Annotated in this window: 19 protein-coding genes and 1 rRNA gene; all 20 read right to left on the bottom strand. The window is 38.7% G+C overall.

The genetic code is table 11. The annotated features are described in order from the left end of the window. Nucleotides 1–109: ribosomal RNA gene (locus J0N78_RS24050) — 16S ribosomal RNA — on the bottom strand; the annotation flags it as partial. 452 nt (nt 110–561) lie between these two features. Beyond that, entirely contained in the window at nt 562–2064 is a 1503-nt protein-coding gene (gene lysS, locus J0N78_RS24045; protein ID WP_209125628.1) for a lysine--tRNA ligase, read from the bottom strand. 175 nt (nt 2065–2239) lie between these two features. After that, nucleotides 2240–3241 carry a tRNA dihydrouridine synthase DusB gene (gene dusB, locus J0N78_RS24040; protein ID WP_209125627.1) on the bottom strand — a complete coding sequence of 334 codons (1002 nt, stop codon included), beginning with the start codon at nt 3239–3241 and terminating at the stop codon, nt 2240–2242. 24 nt (nt 3242–3265) lie between these two features. Further along, nucleotides 3266–3472, bottom strand: a complete 207-nt coding sequence (locus J0N78_RS24035; RefSeq protein WP_209125626.1) for a helix-turn-helix domain-containing protein — start codon at nt 3470–3472, stop codon at nt 3266–3268. Continuing rightward, a complete protein-coding gene (gene folK, locus J0N78_RS24030; protein WP_209125625.1) occupies nt 3424–3951 on the bottom strand; it encodes a 2-amino-4-hydroxy-6-hydroxymethyldihydropteridine diphosphokinase in 528 nt (175 codons plus the stop codon). The genes J0N78_RS24035 and folK overlap by 49 nt, the downstream gene beginning before the upstream one ends. After that, entirely contained in the window at nt 3944–4315 is a 372-nt protein-coding gene (folB, locus tag J0N78_RS24025; RefSeq protein ID WP_209125624.1) for a dihydroneopterin aldolase, read from the bottom strand. The genes folK and folB overlap by 8 nt, the downstream gene beginning before the upstream one ends. 1 nt (nt 4316) lies before the next feature. Continuing rightward, a complete protein-coding gene (gene folP / locus J0N78_RS24020) occupies nt 4317–5144 on the bottom strand; it encodes a dihydropteroate synthase (protein ID WP_209125623.1) in 828 nt (275 codons plus the stop codon). Between the two features lies 1 nt (nt 5145). Further along, complete coding sequence (pabC, locus tag J0N78_RS24015) at nt 5146–6018, bottom strand: aminodeoxychorismate lyase (RefSeq protein ID WP_209125622.1); 873 nt, start codon at nt 6016–6018, stop codon at nt 5146–5148. Beyond that, nucleotides 6003–6602, bottom strand: a complete 600-nt coding sequence (gene pabA, locus J0N78_RS24010; RefSeq protein WP_209125621.1) for an aminodeoxychorismate/anthranilate synthase component II — start codon at nt 6600–6602, stop codon at nt 6003–6005. The genes pabC and pabA overlap by 16 nt, the downstream gene beginning before the upstream one ends. A gap of 18 nt (nt 6603–6620) precedes the next feature. Next, entirely contained in the window at nt 6621–8063 is a 1443-nt protein-coding gene (gene pabB, locus J0N78_RS24005; RefSeq protein ID WP_374193957.1) for an aminodeoxychorismate synthase, component I, read from the bottom strand. A gap of 454 nt (nt 8064–8517) precedes the next feature. Beyond that, the gene (gene cysK / locus J0N78_RS24000) at nt 8518–9444 is read right to left on the bottom strand and encodes a cysteine synthase A (protein WP_209125620.1); all 927 of its coding nucleotides are present in this window, start codon (nt 9442–9444) and stop codon (nt 8518–8520) included. 99 nt (nt 9445–9543) lie between these two features. Beyond that, a complete protein-coding gene (gene hslO, locus J0N78_RS23995) occupies nt 9544–10437 on the bottom strand; it encodes an Hsp33 family molecular chaperone HslO (protein ID WP_209125619.1) in 894 nt (297 codons plus the stop codon). Beyond that, nucleotides 10430–11215 (bottom strand): type III pantothenate kinase, encoded by a 786-nt coding sequence (locus J0N78_RS23990; RefSeq protein WP_209125618.1) that lies wholly within the window; start codon nt 11213–11215, stop codon nt 10430–10432. Before J0N78_RS23990 ends, hslO begins: the two co-directional genes overlap by 8 nt. Nucleotides 11216–11315: 100 nt before the next feature. After that, nucleotides 11316–13340, bottom strand: a complete 2025-nt coding sequence (ftsH, locus tag J0N78_RS23985; RefSeq protein WP_209125617.1) for an ATP-dependent zinc metalloprotease FtsH — start codon at nt 13338–13340, stop codon at nt 11316–11318. Between the two features lie 69 nt (nt 13341–13409). Further along, nucleotides 13410–13949 (bottom strand): hypoxanthine phosphoribosyltransferase, encoded by a 540-nt coding sequence (gene hpt / locus J0N78_RS23980; protein WP_209125616.1) that lies wholly within the window; start codon nt 13947–13949, stop codon nt 13410–13412. 39 nt (nt 13950–13988) lie between these two features. Continuing rightward, a complete protein-coding gene (gene tilS, locus J0N78_RS23975) occupies nt 13989–15392 on the bottom strand; it encodes a tRNA lysidine(34) synthetase TilS (protein ID WP_209125615.1) in 1404 nt (467 codons plus the stop codon). Then, nucleotides 15376–15822, bottom strand: a complete 447-nt coding sequence (locus tag J0N78_RS23970) for a threonine/serine exporter family protein (RefSeq protein WP_209125614.1) — start codon at nt 15820–15822, stop codon at nt 15376–15378. Before J0N78_RS23970 ends, tilS begins: the two co-directional genes overlap by 17 nt. Before the next feature lie 83 nt (nt 15823–15905). Beyond that, nucleotides 15906–16664: a threonine/serine exporter family protein gene (locus J0N78_RS23965; protein WP_209125613.1), complete on the bottom strand. Its 759-nt coding sequence runs from the start codon at nt 16662–16664 to the stop codon at nt 15906–15908. A gap of 209 nt (nt 16665–16873) precedes the next feature. Beyond that, nucleotides 16874–17836, bottom strand: a complete 963-nt coding sequence (locus J0N78_RS23960) for a protein kinase domain-containing protein (protein WP_209125629.1) — start codon at nt 17834–17836, stop codon at nt 16874–16876. Beyond that, nucleotides 17808–18548 carry a VWA domain-containing protein gene (locus J0N78_RS23955; RefSeq protein ID WP_209125612.1) on the bottom strand — a complete coding sequence of 247 codons (741 nt, stop codon included), beginning with the start codon at nt 18546–18548 and terminating at the stop codon, nt 17808–17810. The genes J0N78_RS23960 and J0N78_RS23955 overlap by 29 nt, the downstream gene beginning before the upstream one ends. Nucleotides 18549–18578: the final 30 nt, after the last annotated feature.

The raw sequence follows: 18578 nt of genomic DNA, 5'->3' as shown, positions 1-18578 counted from the left end.
CGTCCGCCGCTAACCTCATAAGAGCAAGCTCTTAATTGGTCCGCTCGACTTGCATGTATTAGGCACGCCGCCAGCGTTCGTCCTGAGCCAGGATCAAACTCTCCATAAAAGTGTTTGATTAAGCTCACTTCCACAGGATGTGGTGGCTTCGATGTTGCGATTGTCATCGCGTTCTTAATCGAAGATCATTCATCACTGTGACGTTTTAAAACATTGACGAGATATCATGTATCTCTTTATTTCACTTGGCTTTTTGTTCAGTTTTCAAAGAACTTTTTCGTGTGCTGTTGTGACAGCGACTTTACTAATATAACATGTGTATAAAAAAGAGTCAACTATAATTTATGTCTTTTTTTATTTCTTTGTTTTTTTTGCTCAAAACAAGGTCTGTTAATTATTATACTGTTTGTCCTCAAAAATTAAAGAGTAAATTTTAAAAGTAAGCCAAAATTTTTCAAAAGCTTTGATACTTAAAAACTAAAAAAGTGTCTACTTCCTTGATCAGTAGCTTCTGTAAACTACAAATCTAGAAGGAGAGTAGACACTTATAATTACCTTTTTTTATTCATCATGTGTTTCACGATGACGCATTTGCGGGAACAATAGCACATCGCGGATCGATGGAGAGTTCGTTAACAACATAACTAGACGGTCAATACCAATTCCTAAACCACCGGTTGGAGGCATTCCGTATTCTAGAGCTTCAACAAAATCATCATCCATCATGTGCGCTTCGTCATCACCTTGTTCTCTTTCTTTCAATTGATCCTCGAATCGTTCCCTTTGATCAATCGGATCATTTAACTCAGTAAATGCATTCGCATGCTCGCGTCCTACAATAAATAACTCAAAACGATCAGTAAAACGACCATCTTCTGGATTTTTCTTTGCTAATGGCGATATCGCTGTTGGATGTCCATAAATAAATGTAGGTTGGATAAGTTTCTCTTCTACAAAATACTCAAAAAACTCATTCACAACATGACCATAAGTCATTGTATCCTTTACAGGAACTTTATGCTCTTTTGCTATTGTACGAGCTTCCTCATCGCTCATTTCCTTCCAAAAATCAACTCCTGCATACTCTTTAATGGCATCAACCATATGGAGTCGCTTCCACTCAGGCTTTAAATCTACTTCATAGTCTCCATATTGTACGGTCGTGGTTCCTAGTACTTCTTCTGCAATATGTGCAATTAAGTTTTCTGTTAAGTTCATGATATCTTGATAATCTGCGTAAGCCTCATATAATTCAATCATCGTAAATTCTGGATTGTGACGGGTAGATACTCCTTCATTACGGAAGACTCGTCCAATTTCGTAGACTTTTTCTAACCCACCGACAATGAGTCGCTTTAAGTGTAGTTCGATCGCAATTCTCATATAAAGCGTCATATCAAGCGCATTATGATGCGTTACGAAAGGCCTTGCTGATGCTCCACCTGCAATAGAATGCATCGTTGGTGTTTCTACTTCTAAATAGCCTCTACTATCTAAATAACGTCTCATTGATTGTAAGATCTTACTTCTTAAGACAAACGTATCTCGCACTTCAGGGTTTACAATTAAATCAACATAGCGCTGACGATAGCGTTGTTCGATGTCCTTTAAACCATGAAACTTGTCAGGTAACGGGCGAAGTGATTTTGTAAGCAACTGAAAATCAGTAACCTTAACCGATAATTCCCCTACCTTTGTTTTAAAAGCAACACCCGATACACCGACAAGATCACCAATATCTATAGTATTAAATAGCTCGTATGCTTCTTCTCCAACTGCATCCTGACGGACATAGATTTGAATTTTACCTGTCAAATCTTGAATATGAGCAAAGCCCGCTTTCCCCTTACCCCGTTTAGTCATTACTCTTCCTGCAAGGGTTACTTCATGCTTTTGCTCCTCTAATTGCTCTTTCGTTAATTCCCCAAATTGCTCTGTCATTTCTTTTGCAGAATGTGTTCTAACAAATTTACTACCAAAAGGGTCGATCCCTTTATCAACTAATTTTTTTAGTTTTTCACGACGAACAGCTAATAGATCATTCAAATCTAATTCTTGTGTCATTTCATCAACTCCTAAATTTTCTTTATTTCTACCTACCTCAGTCACCCTCACTTATGTAACTTAACAACTTCAAACAGCATTCGCGCTTATATGTAGAAAAACTGCCAGCAAATACTGGCAGTATGTTATAATCTCAGACGAATTATAAAAAAGTCAGATGATAAAGTCAACTATCTTAACCTACTTCAATCGTCTCGTTCATTCGTGCTTCCACTTCTTCGATATATGCATAAAGAGAGTTGTGTACATCATCACGTGTTTCAAAATGATTGATTTGGTCTCTTACTCTCGAGTTTCCACGCATTCCTTTTAAATACCACGCTGCATGCTTTCTCATTTCACGAACGGCGACTTTTTCTCCTTTTAAAGCGATGAGGCGATCTAAGTGAAGCATACAAACGTCAATTTTTTCACGAGGTGTAGGGTCACCAGCAAGTTCCCCTGTTTCTAAATAATGTACTGTGCGATAAAGCATCCATGGGTTACCTAGTGCAGCTCTCCCAATCATGACTCCATCAACACCTGTAGAATCTAACATTCGTTTTGCATCTTCAGGTGTTTTTACATCTCCGTTTCCGATGACCGGGATATTAACTGAGTCTTTTACTTCTTTAATGATATCCCAATTCGCTACCCCTTCATACATCTGAACACGCGTTCGTCCATGTACAGCGACAGCTTTACCTCCTGCACGCTCAACTGCACGAGCATTTTCAACTGCGTAAATATGTTGTTCATCCCATCCAATACGCATTTTTACCGTTACAGGTTTATCGACAGCATCAACGACAGCCGCTACCATTTCGTAGATTTTATTTGGATCTAGTAACCATCTTGCACCGGCATCACATTTCGTAATTTTTGGTACAGGGCACCCCATATTAATGTCGATAATATCGGCATTCGTATTTTTATCAACAAACTTCGCTGCTTCCACTAGTGTTTCTTTTTCGCCACCAAAAATTTGCAAACTTAATGGCTTTTCCCGTTCATCTACATATAGCATACTTAAAGACTTTTCGTTTTTGTGTAAGATCGCTTTATCGCTTACCATCTCTGCACAGACAAGACCAGCACCGAATTCTTTTGCGATTAATCGAAAGGCCGGGTTACAAACCCCTGCCATCGGCGCTAAAACAACTTGGTTTTTCATTTCAATAGGACCAATTTTCAACATAACTTTCACCTCCAAAAAATATTATTATTTATTTGACGTCAATTCTTCTTTACTAATTTGTAAAGCTGCTGCGATTTTTTCAATCATATCCTCCGTCGGGACCCTCGTTCCTCTTTCCACTTCACCCAATACCGATATTGAGATCCCTAAGGCGTAAGCAAACGACTCTTGAGTATGACCTTTCAATTTCCGAAAAGCCCGTATTCTCCTACCCCACTGTTCATTTTCCATACTCTAACACCTTCTTTATCTAATAACCTTCGATAGATTTCCGAAACGGTTTTCTGCTCATGAGGCAGTATCAATTGAGGGTTAATTTCCATTAACGGAACGATGACAAAACTTCGCTCGCTCATTCTTGGGTGAGGAATTGTCAAATCTTCCATCTTAATATTTTCTTGATTATAGAGTAAAATGTCAAGGTCTAAAGTTCTTGGACCCCAACGAACAGGGGTATTTCTTTTTGCCTTAGATTCTATTTTCTGGGTAATTTTTATTAGCTGTTCAGGTGTATACGTTGTTGAGATTTCTACGACCATATTTAAAAAGTCTTGTTGCTCTAAGTAGCCGACTGGTACTGTTTCGTAAATGGATGATACATTTTTGACTGTTATTTGCTTGTCGTTGTCTAGTTCTTTTAACCCTAGTAAAAGATGGTCTTCTCTAATTTCAATGTTTGAACCCATGCCAATATATGCAAAATTATTCAACGTTTCGACTCCTTGTAATTTCTACAGCCACTGACTTATAGTGTCCCTTTATCGGTGGGTCAGGCTTAATCACTTTAATTGTACAAGAATTAACGATTGGAAATGTAGCAAGAATGGCTGAGCTGATCTTTTCTGCGATGGTTTCAACCAATTTATGCGTTTCATCCTCAACAATCATTTTAGTCACTTCATAAACCTCAGCATAGTTGACTGTTTGATTTAAATCGTCATTTTTTCCAGCCTCTTGAAGGTGTAATGACAAAGTGGCATCGACCTTAAAGCGTTGCCCCAATTTATTTTCCTCTGGAAAAACACCGTGATACCCATAGAACTCCATCTGTTCAATTATAATCTTATCTGTCATCCTATACACCTTTCCCTAACATCGCACTCATCATCTTTACCATCCGACTCATTTCTAAAACATCATGTACCCTAACAATATGACAACCTTTTACTACACCGAGACAAACTGTCGCTCCAGTCCCTTCAACCCGCTCATCAACAGGTAGGTTTAATGCCTTCGCGATAAATGACTTCCGTGAAGTTCCTAATAAAACAGGGTAACCAAGTGCAACAATTTCTTCTAGTCTTCTCATCACTTCGAGATTTTGTTCATACGTTTTTGCAAACCCAATCCCTGGGTCTAAAATAATTTGATCGTCTCTTACCCCTGCCTGATGGCAAATTTCAATACTTTCTCGCAAGTCACGCTTCATATCTTCTAATAAATTAGAGTAGTTTTGATCTGTTCGATTATGCATGAGAACAATAGGAACATCATAAGCTGCTGCTACTTCCGCTATCTTTGGGTCTGCTTTTGCCCCCCATATATCATTAATAATGGATGCTCCCGCTTCGATGGCTTGTTTCGCTACCTCGCTTTTATACGTATCTATAGAGATCGGAACATCGACTGCGTTTGCAACAGCGGATATCACCGGAATGACTCTCTCCAGTTCTTCATTTTGTTCAACTTTTAGTGCACCTGGCCTTGTTGACTCCCCACCAATATCAATAATTTTTGCCCCGTTACTCACCATTTCTCTTGCATGATTGACTGCCGCCACAACTTGATTGAACTTTCCACCGTCAGAAAATGAATCAGGCGTTGCATTTAATATCCCCATAACGATGGTGTCATCTAAAAATTGACGAGCCCTAATTTTAGTTGGATTTATTTGAATAGACATATCAACTAAACTCCTTCTTAGATATTTCAATTCGACTACTAAGCTGCGTTCTTAGTAAGTGGTATATTTTTCGTAACTTTGTAGCTAAAGGCGTATCCGGATGAAAGCTTGTCCTTCCATCAACATCACGAAGAGAAACAATTTCCTGAATGGAGTTTGTAACAAAAGCTTCTTCCGCCTCATATAAATCACTTTTTCTAAAAAAACCTTCTCGGCACTTGATCCCTAATTGTTTTAGTAGCGACATGACAAACTGCCTGGTCACTCCATTTAGTATTCCCGTTTTAATCGCTGGTGTATAAACAACATTATGTTTTACCCAAAAAAGATTTGAAACGATACCTTCTGCAAGAAACCCTTCTTCTGTTAGAAAAATACCTTCAATCTCTATGTCAGAACCTACTTCTTTTTTACCAATAATATTATTCAGATAATGATGGGACTTTAAACGTTCGTTACCTTCCGGTGTATTTCTTTTCGTCTTTAAAAGGACACCACGTTTACTATAAGATAACGTCTCTGGTAAAGGTTTGACGTAAACGATCGTGGAAGGTTTCTCATACGGCTCAACTTGCAGGCCTAAAGGACCAACACCTGCAGAAACATTCCACCTTACATAGGCATTCGATATATTATTTTTTTCTAATAACTGTTTTAAAATAAACGAAATTTCTTCTTTGTTATAAACCCAGTTGATTGAAAGCTGTTGTAAACTTTGACGAAGGCGATGAAAATGGTCATCCATTAAAAATGGATGACCTTCATAAATACGAAACGTTTCAAATACACCTAGACCATACATAAAACCGTGATCAAACACTGAGATCTTCGCATCTTTAGACGATACAATTTCACCGTTTACGTAGATGTACATGATGAGGTACGCCCCTTATAACACTCAATAAAATTACGCAGCAAACGTTTACCCGCTTCAGTCATGATCGATTCAGGATGAAATTGAACTCCTTCGATAGGAAGCGTTTTGTGACGAAGCCCCATAATTTCACCTTCACTCGTTTCCGCTGTAATTTCTAAGCAATTTGGTAACGACTCCCGTTCGACAATTAAAGAATGATATCTTGTCGCCGTAAAAGGCATATCGATTCCTTCAAAGATCGTACGCTCATCATGACTGATTTTTGAAGTTTTTCCGTGCATCAATCGTTCTGCTCGGATAACTTTGCCACCAAATACTTGTCCTATCGACTGATGACCAAGGCACACTCCAAAAATCGGAATTTTCCCCGCAAAGTATTCAATTGCTTCTAAACTAATTCCTGCTTCATTAGGACTACATGGACCAGGAGATATCATTAAATAATCAGGATTTAATTTTTTTTCAATTTCTTCAATCGTAATTTCATCATTTCGTCTTACAACTAACTCTTCGCCCATTTCTCCAAGGTATTGCACTAAATTGTACGTAAATGAATCGTAGTTATCAATCATTAAAATCATATTAATTCCTCCTCAGCTCTACTTTACTTTTTCTTTACTTACCTCTTCTTCACTCATCTCTTTTGCACGCCATAGTGCCGTTGCTTTTTTCAATGATTCTTTGTACTCATGTTGCGGATTAGAGTCAATGACAATTCCTGCACCAGCTTGCACATAAGCAAGTCCATCTTTTGCAAGCATCGTTCGAATCACGATATTTAATTCCATATCTCCATTATAACCGATCCAGCCAACAGATCCTGTATAAATTCCTCGCCTTACTGGTTCTAGTTCTTCAATAATTTCCATTGTACGAACTTTGGGAGCACCAGTAATCGTACCACCTGGGAAAGTAGCACGGATAGCATCATATGCATCCTTCTCCTTTGAAAGGCGACCTTTCACGTTAGACACAATATGCATCACATGTGAGTACTTTTCAATCACCATTAGCTCATCAACTTCAACAGAACCAAATTCACATACTCTTCCTAAATCATTTCTCTCTAAGTCGACGAGCATAATATGCTCAGCCCGTTCTTTTTCATTTTCAATTAATGTTTTAGCATTTTTTTTATCTTCTTCTGCTGTTTTTCCTCTAGACCTCGTTCCCGCAATCGGCCTAGTACTCACTTCATCTCCTGCTTTTTTAACTAAAAGCTCAGGTGAACCGCACGTTAGTTGGAAATCCGGGGTATGAAAGTAAGCCATATAAGGAGATGGATTAATTTCCCGGAGCTTTTCATAAATATGAAGTGGGTCAGTAGTCAGTGGTTTCGCCTGGCGAACCGATAAGTTTACTTGAAAAACATCCCCTGCAGCAATATAATCCTGAATTTTTTCGACCGCTTTTGAAAACTCTGCCTCTGATAAAGAGGCCATCCATTCGTTTCCGTTTGTTTCTTTTAGACATTGCCATTGCCAATCTTTTATTGGCTGCTCTACCCAAGACGCTTTGTAGTTCTCTAAACGCTCCATTGCATTACTTATCTCACTGTTATTACAATGAACGATAATGGTTAGTTCCTCGTTCTCTACATCAAAAACAAACACCTCATCAAAAACTAAAAAATAGAGCTCTTCCATGTCTAGATCGTCTTTAGCTAGATCAGGGAGTTTTTCTATTTGTCTGACGAGATCATAGCTTATATACCCAATCGCTCCGCCTTGAAATGGTGGAGCATCCTTTGAAAAAATCCGCTGCTGTTCTGCCATCCATGATCTCATATTGTCCAAAAGGTCTCCTGTCCGCGTTAGGGTTTCTCCCTCATAGTTAATCGTTAATGTGTGACCTTTTCCTCTGATGCAAGCAACAGGCTTTAAACCAATGATATGATACTTTCCTGCTCGTCCACTTTCTAACAAGACATGATAGGATTCCTCTTTTGAAAGCTGCTTATACTGTTGAAACCAAACGCTTTCACTTAATGGGATTTTCGCTGTCAACACTTTGCGGGTACTTGTGGAATTGTCCTGAAGCAATTAATTCACTCTCCTCATTAATGGCGAATGATGTCCAACCATTTTTCTTACAGTTTATTCTACAACAATTTATAAAAAGCGCAACAGTAAATACGAAAGGGAGAAGGTGCCATGAAATAAAATGTCTACTGTATAGTGTATTTTTTCAGGGAAAAAGCTCTTTTTTATGGTGCTTAATCTCTTTTTCTAATTTCGCAGGATTTGTTTTCAATTTCGAAGCCGTTATTTTGGAACTTGAACTGTTTATTTTCAAGTTTAGTGCTTTTATTTTTAAGTTTGCTCAAATTATTTTCAACCTCGGTGCTTTTATTTTCAACTTTGCAAGATTTATTTTCAACTTTCACCCATTTAAAGATTTCTCGACAAAATCAATCAAAAATCGACCCTCTGATCACTTATCGTGGTCAACCAAAAAAAGAGGCTGACCCATACAGTCAGCCCCCTTCCACTCTTATTATTGTTCATCAAATTGGTAAAGCGGTGTAGATAAATAACGCTCACCGTTACTTGGGATAATTGCTACAACTTTTTTACCTGCCCCTAATTTTTCAGCTACTTGAAGCGCTGCATAAATCGCAGCACCTGAAGAAATCCCACCTAAGATACCTTCTTCGCGGCCTGCACGGCGTGCATATTCAAACGCTTGGTCATTCGTTACTTGGATGACTTCATCATAAATTTCAGTATCTAAAATTGAAGGAACAAATCCTGCTCCGATTCCTTGAATTTTGTGAGGTCCTGGGTTTCCGCCAGATAGAACTGGAGAATCAGCTGGCTCTACTGCATATATTTTTAACTCTGGGAAGTTTTCTTTTAACAAACCACCAGCACCTGTAATCGTACCACCTGTTCCAATACCAGATACAAATGCATCCACGCTACCTTCAACTTGCTCAAGAAGCTCTTTCCCTGTTGTTTCACGGTGGATCTCTGGGTTTGCTTCGTTTTCAAATTGTTGAGGCATGAAGTAGCCTTCTTCTTTAGATAACTCAGTCGCTTTACGAATAGCTCCACCCATTCCTTCAGGTCCAGGAGTAAGAACTAGCTCTGCGCCATAAGCTCTTAATAAGTTACGTCGCTCTATACTCATTGTTTCAGGCATAACTAATTTTGTTTTATATCCTTTAGCTGCTGCTACCATTGCTAAGCCAATACCTGTGTTTCCACTTGTAGGTTCAACAATCGTATCTTCTGGCTTAAGACGTCCATCTTTTTCAGCAGCTTCAATCATTGCTAATGCAATACGATCTTTTACACTACTTCCAGGATTAAAATACTCCAGTTTTAAGTATATGTCTGCAGATCCTTCAGGTACGATTCGGTTTAACTTTACTAAAGGTGTTTGTCCAATTAAATCTGTTATCGAGTTTGCTACACGCATTACAACTTCCCCTTTCATTAATACCGAGTAAATTCATTGGTTTTATTATGTTTATAATAGCAAATGATTTCCATTAAGTCAATTCATTTTTTTGATAATTTAAATTTTTTCTTTCTTGTTAGCCTCTGCTAATAAGCCTTCTAATTCTTCTTTAGAGAATAGGTACGTTTCATTACAAAAATGACAGCGTGTTTCTGCTTTTCCTTCTTCATTTATCATCGCTTGAATCTCTTCCGTACCTAGACTAATGATGGCATTTTCAAACCTCTGCTTCGAACAAGTACAGGAGAACTTCACATTCATTTTATCCAGAATTTTTAAATTTTCTCGACCAACTGATTCTTGCAAAATTTCTTCTGGCGTTTTTCCAGCTTCGATTAACTTTGAGATCGGTGGAATTTCACCTATTCGCTTCTCAATGGATTCAATAATTTCATTACCAGCTCCCGGCATCATTTGAAGGATAAACCCACCAGAAGCTAATATCGAATGATCCGGGTTAACGAGGACACCGACACCGACGGCCGATGGAATTTGTTCAGACGTTACAAAGTAGTACGTAAAATCCTCACCTAATTCCCCGGAAATAAGCGGGACATTTCCAGTAAAAAAATCTCTCAGGCCTAAGTCTTTTACGACAGACAGTTGACCACTTCTACCTACGGCCCGGGCCACATCTAACTTCCCTTGTGCGTTTAAGTCAAAATGAACATGGGGGTTTTTCACATAACCCCTTGTTTCTCCTTTTGCATTCGTATCGACTAAAATGTGACCGATTGGCCCGTCCCCTTCGATTTTGACGGTTATTTTTTCATCACCTTTTAACATCGCCCCCATCATTGTCGCTGCTGTCATTGCTCTTCCTAGTGCAGCTGATGCCGTTGGCCAAGTATCTTGACGTTTTGTCGCTTCATTAACCATTTCGGTCGTACGTGTAGCGTAGGCTCTTACTTTTCCATCAAAAGCAATCGCCTTTACAAGATAATCACTCATGCTCTTCTTCCTTCCTTGCATTTTTCACATAAATCATTTGTAATCCTTTTAGTGTTAAAAACGGATCAACAACTTCGATCGTATTGGACTCTTTACCAATGAGTGAGGCTAATCCTCCAGTAGCAATAACTCTAGGTTCTACTGATGATTGCTCTTTCATTCTTCTTACGATTTCATCGACTTGACCCACATATCCATAAAAAATCCCGGCTTGCATTGCATTCACTGTATTCTTCCCAACGACAGATGGCGGCTTGGATATTTCGATTCGAGGGAGCTTGGAAGCTCTTGTGTAAAGGGCCTCAGTCGATATTCCAACTCCTGGCGCGATGGCTCCGCCCATATACTGTCTCTCTTCATTGATATAACAAAACGTAGTCGCTGTCCCAAAATCAACAATAATCAACGGGCTTCCATACAAATGGATCGCCGATACTGCATTGACGATTCGATCTGCCCCTACTTCTCTTGGATTTTCATATTTTATATTTAGACCTGTTTTAATTCCAGGACCAATCACAATCGGATCAATATCAAAATATTTTTTACACATTTTTTCAAGTGCAAACATAATCGGTGGCACAACCGAGGAAATGATAATTCCATCAATCTCAGTTACATTAAGATTTTGGTCATGAAACAAGCTTTTTACAAGCATTCCATATTCATCTTCTGTTTTATCACGACTCGTAGCTATTCTCCAATGGTGGATTAAATCATCACCATCGTACACACCAAGAACAATATTCGTATTACCTACATCTACAACAAATATCATATTAGGTTCACCACATTTCACTAAATTATATGTATACTTTACCTCAATTTTATCACTTTCAAAAGAAAATAGGATGCCTAATGACATCCTATTTAAACTATTACTTATCTGATTTATCATCTTCATCTGTTGTTGACTTTTCTGCTGGATCTTCCGAAGGTTTTACTTCACTTTCTACTTTTGGTTCAGTTTCCTCTTTTTTAGATGAAATATTGACTTTCACATCACCATCTTGAGTGGTTTCAGATTTAGCTTCTTCTTTACGATACATATCCGTATGATGATTCTCAGGAAGTTTGCCTTCGTTAACAAGTGATTTAATTTGTTCAGCATCTAACGTTTCAAGTTCCATTAACGTTTCTGCTACAAGATCTAGCTTATCTTTATTATCAAGAAGGATTTGCTTACAACGTTCATAACTCTCTTTAATAAATCGTTGTACTTCTAAGTCAATTTCATATGCAATTTGATCACTATAATTTTGTTCATTTTGAATATCTCGTCCTAAGAAGACTTGACCACCAGAACTTTGTCCAAATTGCAATGGACCGAGCTTTTCACTCATACCATATTCCGTGACCATTTTACGCGCAATTCCTGTTGCTCGCTGGAAATCATTGTGAGCCCCTGTACTCACTTCGCCAAATGTAATTTCTTCGGCGACACGCCCACCAAGTAAGCCCATAATTTTATCAAGTAATTCAGGTTTTGTCATAAAGTAACGGTCTTCTTTTGGAAGCATAACAGCATATCCACCAGCTTGACCTCTTGGAACAATGGTCACTTTATGAACCATATCTGCATTTTCGAGCTTCACACCAACAACTGTATGTCCAGCTTCATGCCAAGCCACAATTTTCTTTTCCTTTGCTGAAATAACTCGGCTCTTTTTAGCTGGCCCCGCAATAACACGGTCTATTGCTTCTTCAATATGAACCATATTGACTTTCTTCTTATCATTACGAGCAGCAACAAGCGCAGCTTCATTAAGAAGGTTTTCTAAATCGGCACCAGAGAAGCCAGGTGTTCTGGCAGCAATCGCTTTTAAATCAACATCATCAGCGAGCGGTTTATTTCTCGCATGTACTTTTAACACTTCTTCACGACCTTTAACATCTGGTCGTCCTACTAATATTTGACGGTCAAAGCGTCCTGGACGTAATAATGCAGGGTCAAGGATATCGGCACGGTTTGTCGCCGCAATAATGATAATTCCTTCATTCGCACTAAATCCATCCATTTCAACGAGTAATTGGTTTAGTGTCTGTTCACGCTCATCGTGACCTCCACCTAATCCAGCACCACGTTGTCGTCCAACCGCATCAATTTCATCGATAAAAATAATACAAGGAGCATTTTTCTTTGCATTTTCAAAAAGGTCACGTACACGTGATGCACCAACCCCAACAAACATTTCAACAAAATCAGAACCACTGATTGAGAAGAAAGGAACACCCGCTTCACCCGCAACGGCTCTAGCGAGTAAGGTTTTACCTGTACCCGGCGGTCCCACCAGTAGAACCCCTTTAGGAATACGAGCACCAATGGCAGAAAACTTTCGTGGGTCTTTTAAGAACTCAACAACTTCCACAAGTTCTTGCTTTTCTTCATCTGCACCAGCAACATCTTTAAATTTCGCTTTCTTTTTGTCATCCTGAACCATCTTCGCTTTACTCTTACCAAAATTCATGACACGGCTTCCGCCACCTTGAGCTTGGCTTAGTAAAAAGAAGAAAAGAATGAAGATAATGATAAATGGAATAATGGACGTAAAAAAGGTAACCCAACCACTAGTCTCATCAGCAGGCTCCATGATGAATTCAGGTGCAGTAGCTCCACCTTCTTGAACATCAAACAGTCTTTCAACTGCCAATTCAGCCCTAGGAATATATGTTTGGAAATACTCTCCCTCTGGCGAGTTCACAAGCTGTCCACGTACTAAGTACACTTGTCGCTCAGGCTTTAAAGAAAGAGTAGTAACTTCGCCATTTTGAAGTTTCTCATAAAACTGATCAACTGTCATTGGCGTCGTTTCAGTTTGATCACCGCTAAAGACACTTACAATCCCAACGATGACTAAAAATATTAATAAATAAAATATCGTGTTACGAAAAATCCGATTCATTCCTGACCTCCTCCCACGTACAATACAGCTTAAGTTATAGTATCATATTTACCACTTTTTTCACAATCTTTACGTCCCATAAATTTCAGGCTTTAGTACGCCAATATACGGGAGGTTTCGATATCGTTCAGCAAAATCCAAACCATATCCGACAACAAACGCATCAGGAACCGTAAATCCGGCAAGGTCCGGTACTAAATCGACCTTTCTTCCTTCTGGCTTATCTAATAATGTAACGATTTTGACAGTTTCTGCTTTTCGATAATGAAACAATTTTACTAAGTAACTTAAAGTTAATCCGCTATCAATAATATCTTCTACAATAAGGACATGGCGACCTTCTACAGAAGTGTTTAAATCTTTAACTATTTTTACTTCACCTGTAGAAACAGTCCCAGCACCATAGCTTGATACATCCATAAAGTCGAGCTCGATATGGGTATTTATTCTTTTCGTCAAATCAGCCATAAAAGGAAGTGCTCCTTTTAATACACCGATAACGAGGGGAAACTTACCATCATATTCTTTCGTAAGTAGATCACCTAATTCTCGTACTTTCGCTTGTATTTCTTCTTCAGAAATTAGTATCTCCTTGATATCATCTTTCATTGTTTTGCTATACCCTCCTGTAACTGTTGCTGAAAAGAATTATACCGAGCCTTCATGATGAAATACAAATGAAAGCACTAAATATTTTTGCGACATTTCTGTGACAGCACCTTTTTTAGAATGTCCTAATACGGGAATCCATATCACTTCATTATTTCCATCAGTAACGAGTGGCCATATCTTTCGTTTCTTCTGCTCGATTTTATGATCGATAAAAATTCGGCTAACTTTTTTGGACCCTTCCATACCTATCAATTGAATACGATCTCCATCGGTTTTTGTTCTTATTATGAGTGGAAAACAAATTTGATCAGCATCACAAATAAAAGTATATGGATTTCGTTCTTCATGAGAGAGGTTTGATGTCAATTTTGCACTTATTATTCCCAACTTTGTCGAAATACATCCTGGAACTTGCAACTCGGTTGAAAATGACTCAATATCTTTTTCATCTTTGTTGAAGGTACACCGACAACGATCATAGCTTCTTTCTATAATTAATCCTTGTGGTAAATCAAGTTGTCCAGATGGATGATGAGAATAAATAAGCTCATAAACGTGTTCAATATGTATGAATGATAGAAATGGGTAATTTTCCCCGTAAAGATATTTTAATATTAGATGAATACCCCTTCTTTGTAAAGGTAAAGGGAGACCTTTAAACGGTTCAACAGAAATGATCACCTCTTCCTTCGTTTTTTTCTCTAGGACATTTTCAATATGTGTACGAGTTAGCTCTTCTAGGTAGATGCGATCTGCATCAAGTGCTTCACTCATCCGTTGAAAATGCATATGTGCCTTAGGATTTTCCTTTTTTATAAATGGTAACACTGCTTCACGAAAGCGATTCCTCACGTATTTCCCAGAGAAATTACTTTCATCAATTCTTGGTTGTAACTGTTCTTCCTTACAGTATTGCTCTATTTCCGCCTTTGTTATTCCTAAAAATGGTCGAATGATCATGCCTGTTGCAAATGGTCTTGATACAGGTATACCCGAGAGTCCATCTATCGTACCTCTCACCTGATTCATTAAGATTGTTTCAATTTGATCATCGCCATGATGAGCTAATGCAAGATAGTGAGCACGATACTGAATCATTACTTGTTTAAAAACGTCATAACGGCATTTTCGTGCAGCCATTTGTATACTCAAACCGAGTTCGGATTGAACTTCCTTTACATCTACTCGTTTCCCCTCAAAAAGAATTCCTCGCTCCTCACAAAACTGCTTGACGAATTGATAATCTTCGGCTGAAGTACCTTTTCTTAATTGATGATCGACGTGAGCAGCAACGATCAGATAGTTTTCCTTTTGACTTTTATCCCATAAATAATGCAATAATGCTAGAGAATCAGGCCCTCCTGAAACGCCAACAACGATGGTTGAATTCAGCTTTAACAGTCGATGTTCTTTAATAAACTGATTAACGTCCTGTTTCATAGCGCTGACCAATTCCTCCTTTCTTAAAGGAGAAAATAGCGAGTGCAAAAACGAGGCCACCTGCAATCGCTCCAGCTTGTAACATCGTACTGATCCCTAGCTCTAACCCGAGTAAATAATTACTTTCAACAAAGGCGAGCATCGTAAAATAGGCCTTGCTGCCAGGAACTAATGGAATGATGGCAGGAATACTAAATGTTGTAGCTGGTATTCTAAATTTTTTTGCCAGAATATGTGAAAGAGTAGCGCTCATAAAGGAAGCAAGCGCAGTCGCTAAAATAAGGGACACACCTTGTTCTGGAAGAGTACGATAAATAAACCATGACAAGCACCCAATTAATGCTCCTATAAACAAAGCTCTAGTCGGAACATTAAATAATATCCCAAAACAAATTGTTGCCGCGTATACAAAAAATAATTCCAACCACATCATTTTTCCCCCTATTAATTTTGAACAAAAGCCCCGTGTTGACTGAAGCGGTAAAACGGTCAGACTTTTATAACAGCCCCTATTTAAGTTAAAAATAGCCCAATTGCAAGTGCAACCCCAGTTGCGATAGATAGTGCCGTCAAAAAGGCTTCTGCACCCCTACTGACTCCAGCTACATAATCACCTGAAATTAAATCTCGTACCGCATTAGTTAGGGGAACCCCTGGAACAAGAGGCATTAATATTCCGATAATGATTTGATCTAAATTAACACCAACACCTAGAAATACAAGACCAATCGCTACACTTCCCCCGATAAAAGCTGAAATAAATTCAGCGAAAAACTTTACCTTTAAATATTCTTGAAACTTAAATACACATACGCTAACAATAAACCCTGCAATAAAAGCTGGAAGCATGTCACGTAAGCTGCCCCCAAATAAATAGGAAAACCCAGCACCGGCTACACCTGAAGCAAGATGAACAAGCCATATTGGATAATTCATCGGTAGCCTAGCGATTTCATTTAGCTTATCGTAAGCCGATTCTTCATCAATAGCACCTGTTACAAATTCCCGTGACACTTGATTAACTAATGATACTTTATTTAAATCATAAATCCGATCATCCACACGAATCATTTGCATTGTATCTCCTTTACCAACTTCATCAAAGGAGAGAAATATTCCAGTTGTCGTCACAAAGCTATGGACATTCGAAAAACCTGCTGCTTTTGCCATCCGCTCTATCGTTTCTTCTACTCGATAAGTTTCTGCACCGTATATTAGCATTATTTCTCCTGCTAACAAACATACATCCATCATCCGATCTGCTCTAGACATGGTACCCTCCACAACTTACCTATTTCCCGGACTTTTTGAACATCGTCTTTTAATCCGTGTTCAAAAAGGAGGACAAAAAGAGCCAAGAATTTCGAGGAAACGCCGTCTCCGAGCACTGGAACGTATGTTGTTAATACGTGAGGAGCGGAGGAGCAAGTTGACAAAGAAATTCGACAGCTATTTTTCCCAGACTTTTTGAACATCGTCTTTTACATTAATTGTCCAAATAAGTATAGGATATATGCCAAAATAAGAAAAGAGGTAACGAGAAAGATTTCAATAAGGTAAGAAGATTTCGAAGCTTTTTTCCGCTCGTTTCTCTTTCCTTTTTTAGGAGTAGATCCAGGATTTTTTTTATAAAGTGTTGATTTACGTTGGATAGAATCCATTAAATCTTTCTTCATCAACTGAGCATCGCTGTACTTTCCTTGCAGACCTTTTAACATGACGTCACGATACGGTTTGAGACCAGGCTTTGTTTCTATTGCTTGTTTCAGTTGCGGGAGTGGCTGATCACCTTTTTTATCAAATCGTCTTGGATAAGAACAATTAATCATGATCATGACAAGAGAAAATAAATCATAGCTCGGCTCTGCCTTTCGTGAACCTAACCCCCAGTAGCCACGATCAAAAAACTCTGTATACTCTTTAATGGATCGTCCGAGCAATGTCGTTCCGCCGACGTCTAGCCAGCGTATTCGCGGTGTTGGACCGACCACAATTAAATTATCGGGCTTCAAATCACCAAACGCCCAACCTGCACGGTGGAGCCGGTCTAAATCACCTAACAGTTGCACCATTAAAATACCGATCCATTCTTCTCCACGTTTTGAAGTAAATGTTATTAACTGCTCACCTTTTAAATACTCCATTACGTAAAACGGAAAGACCCCATCGTTTACTACTAAGTCATCAACATCTAACAAAGAAGGCCCAAGTACCTGACCTTGGACCTTCGAAAAATGCTTTAATACATTTACCTCAGATGTGATGGCCATGCTATTCACACCAATTTTCAGTGCAACATCACCTTCTACACTTCTTGCCAAATACACTGATCCAGTAGCCCCAGACCCGAGTAATTTGACAATTTGATAAGTTTTCCGATGCCACTTGCCAACAACTTTTGCCCCTGGAGATAAGTTACATACCTGAGTCTTCGAGTAATTCATCCTCGCCACTAGAGATCAAACTCCTTCTCGAGTTAGTTTTCTCAAACCTTTGTAATGCAACTTGTAAGGCAGGTCCTGTCGGAGTAATACCACCAGATGACAACTTATGAAAAATTCCAGTTAACGATTCTAGTTTCGGTGTCCAATCTAGTAAACGATCGATATCTTTTCTTTTTCCTGGAAATGAATAGAGTGAAAAACGGTTGTCTCCCATTCGAGAAGTAAGACTAATCGACAAGTCCGTTAACGCATCTTGAACCATCGGTAATTTGTTTTTCATACTGGCACTCGTATCTACTAATATTAAAACATTTAAATCAATCGTTTCACCTAATTCATCAACCACTTCCATCACTTGACCACGCTTTTCTGGAGACAAGTCTTCTAGTTCTTGTTCTTTTCCTAAAATTTGCTGAAGCTCCTTGTTAACTACACCATATAATGTTTGTGTCATCGCTTTCCTCGTCACCATTTGAACCGTTTTAGCTAAGTTTTGAGCATAAACGATTTGACTGACACCACCGCTCGCCATTGCTATCGACTCAATTTCCTGAACTGCTTTTTCATTCATTGGACTATTATCGACAACACCGATAACATTTACCGTAATGCCTTGCTCTTTTGCTAAAGCAGCTATAGCAACAGGGTCTTCCCCTTGGTTTGAGCATCCATCAGTTATGAGTAAAATCTGGCGTAATGTACCTTTTCCCAAGCATATCCCCTCCAATTTTCTGAATGTTAC

This window comes from Alkalihalobacillus sp. BA299, from assembly GCF_017745675.1.
Lineage (GTDB): Bacteria > Bacillota > Bacilli > Bacillales > Bacillaceae_F > Alkalihalobacterium.
This window is presented reverse-complemented; position numbering and strand designations above follow the sequence as displayed.

Coding starts and splice junctions, on each gene's coding strand:
- J0N78_RS23990 (WP_209125618.1), bottom strand. CDS start 11,215: ATGATATTTGTTGTAGATGTAGGTAATACGAATATTGTTCTTGGTGTG.
- J0N78_RS24035 (WP_209125626.1), bottom strand. CDS start 3,472: ATGGAAAATGAACAGTGGGGTAGGAGAATACGGGCTTTTCGGAAATTG.
- folB (WP_209125624.1), bottom strand. CDS start 4,315: ATGACAGATAAGATTATAATTGAACAGATGGAGTTCTATGGGTATCAC.
- hpt (WP_209125616.1), bottom strand. CDS start 13,949: ATGAAAGATGATATCAAGGAGATACTAATTTCTGAAGAAGAAATACAA.
- cysK (WP_209125620.1), bottom strand. CDS start 9,444: ATGCGTGTAGCAAACTCGATAACAGATTTAATTGGACAAACACCTTTA.
- pabA (WP_209125621.1), bottom strand. CDS start 6,602: ATGATTTTAATGATTGATAACTACGATTCATTTACGTACAATTTAGTG.
- lysS (WP_209125628.1), bottom strand. CDS start 2,064: ATGACACAAGAATTAGATTTGAATGATCTATTAGCTGTTCGTCGTGAA.
- hslO (WP_209125619.1), bottom strand. CDS start 10,437: ATGAGTGATTATCTTGTAAAGGCGATTGCTTTTGATGGAAAAGTAAGA.
- ftsH (WP_209125617.1), bottom strand. CDS start 13,340: ATGAATCGGATTTTTCGTAACACGATATTTTATTTATTAATATTTTTA.
- J0N78_RS23965 (WP_209125613.1), bottom strand. CDS start 16,664: ATGTCTAGAGCAGATCGGATGATGGATGTATGTTTGTTAGCAGGAGAA.
- folP (WP_209125623.1), bottom strand. CDS start 5,144: ATGTCTATTCAAATAAATCCAACTAAAATTAGGGCTCGTCAATTTTTA.
- dusB (WP_209125627.1), bottom strand. CDS start 3,241: ATGTTGAAAATTGGTCCTATTGAAATGAAAAACCAAGTTGTTTTAGCG.
- J0N78_RS23960 (WP_209125629.1), bottom strand. CDS start 17,836: ATGAATTACTCGAAGACTCAGGTATGTAACTTATCTCCAGGGGCAAAA.
- tilS (WP_209125615.1), bottom strand. CDS start 15,392: ATGAAACAGGACGTTAATCAGTTTATTAAAGAACATCGACTGTTAAAG.
- J0N78_RS23970 (WP_209125614.1), bottom strand. CDS start 15,822: ATGTGGTTGGAATTATTTTTTGTATACGCGGCAACAATTTGTTTTGGG.
- pabC (WP_209125622.1), bottom strand. CDS start 6,018: ATGTACATCTACGTAAACGGTGAAATTGTATCGTCTAAAGATGCGAAG.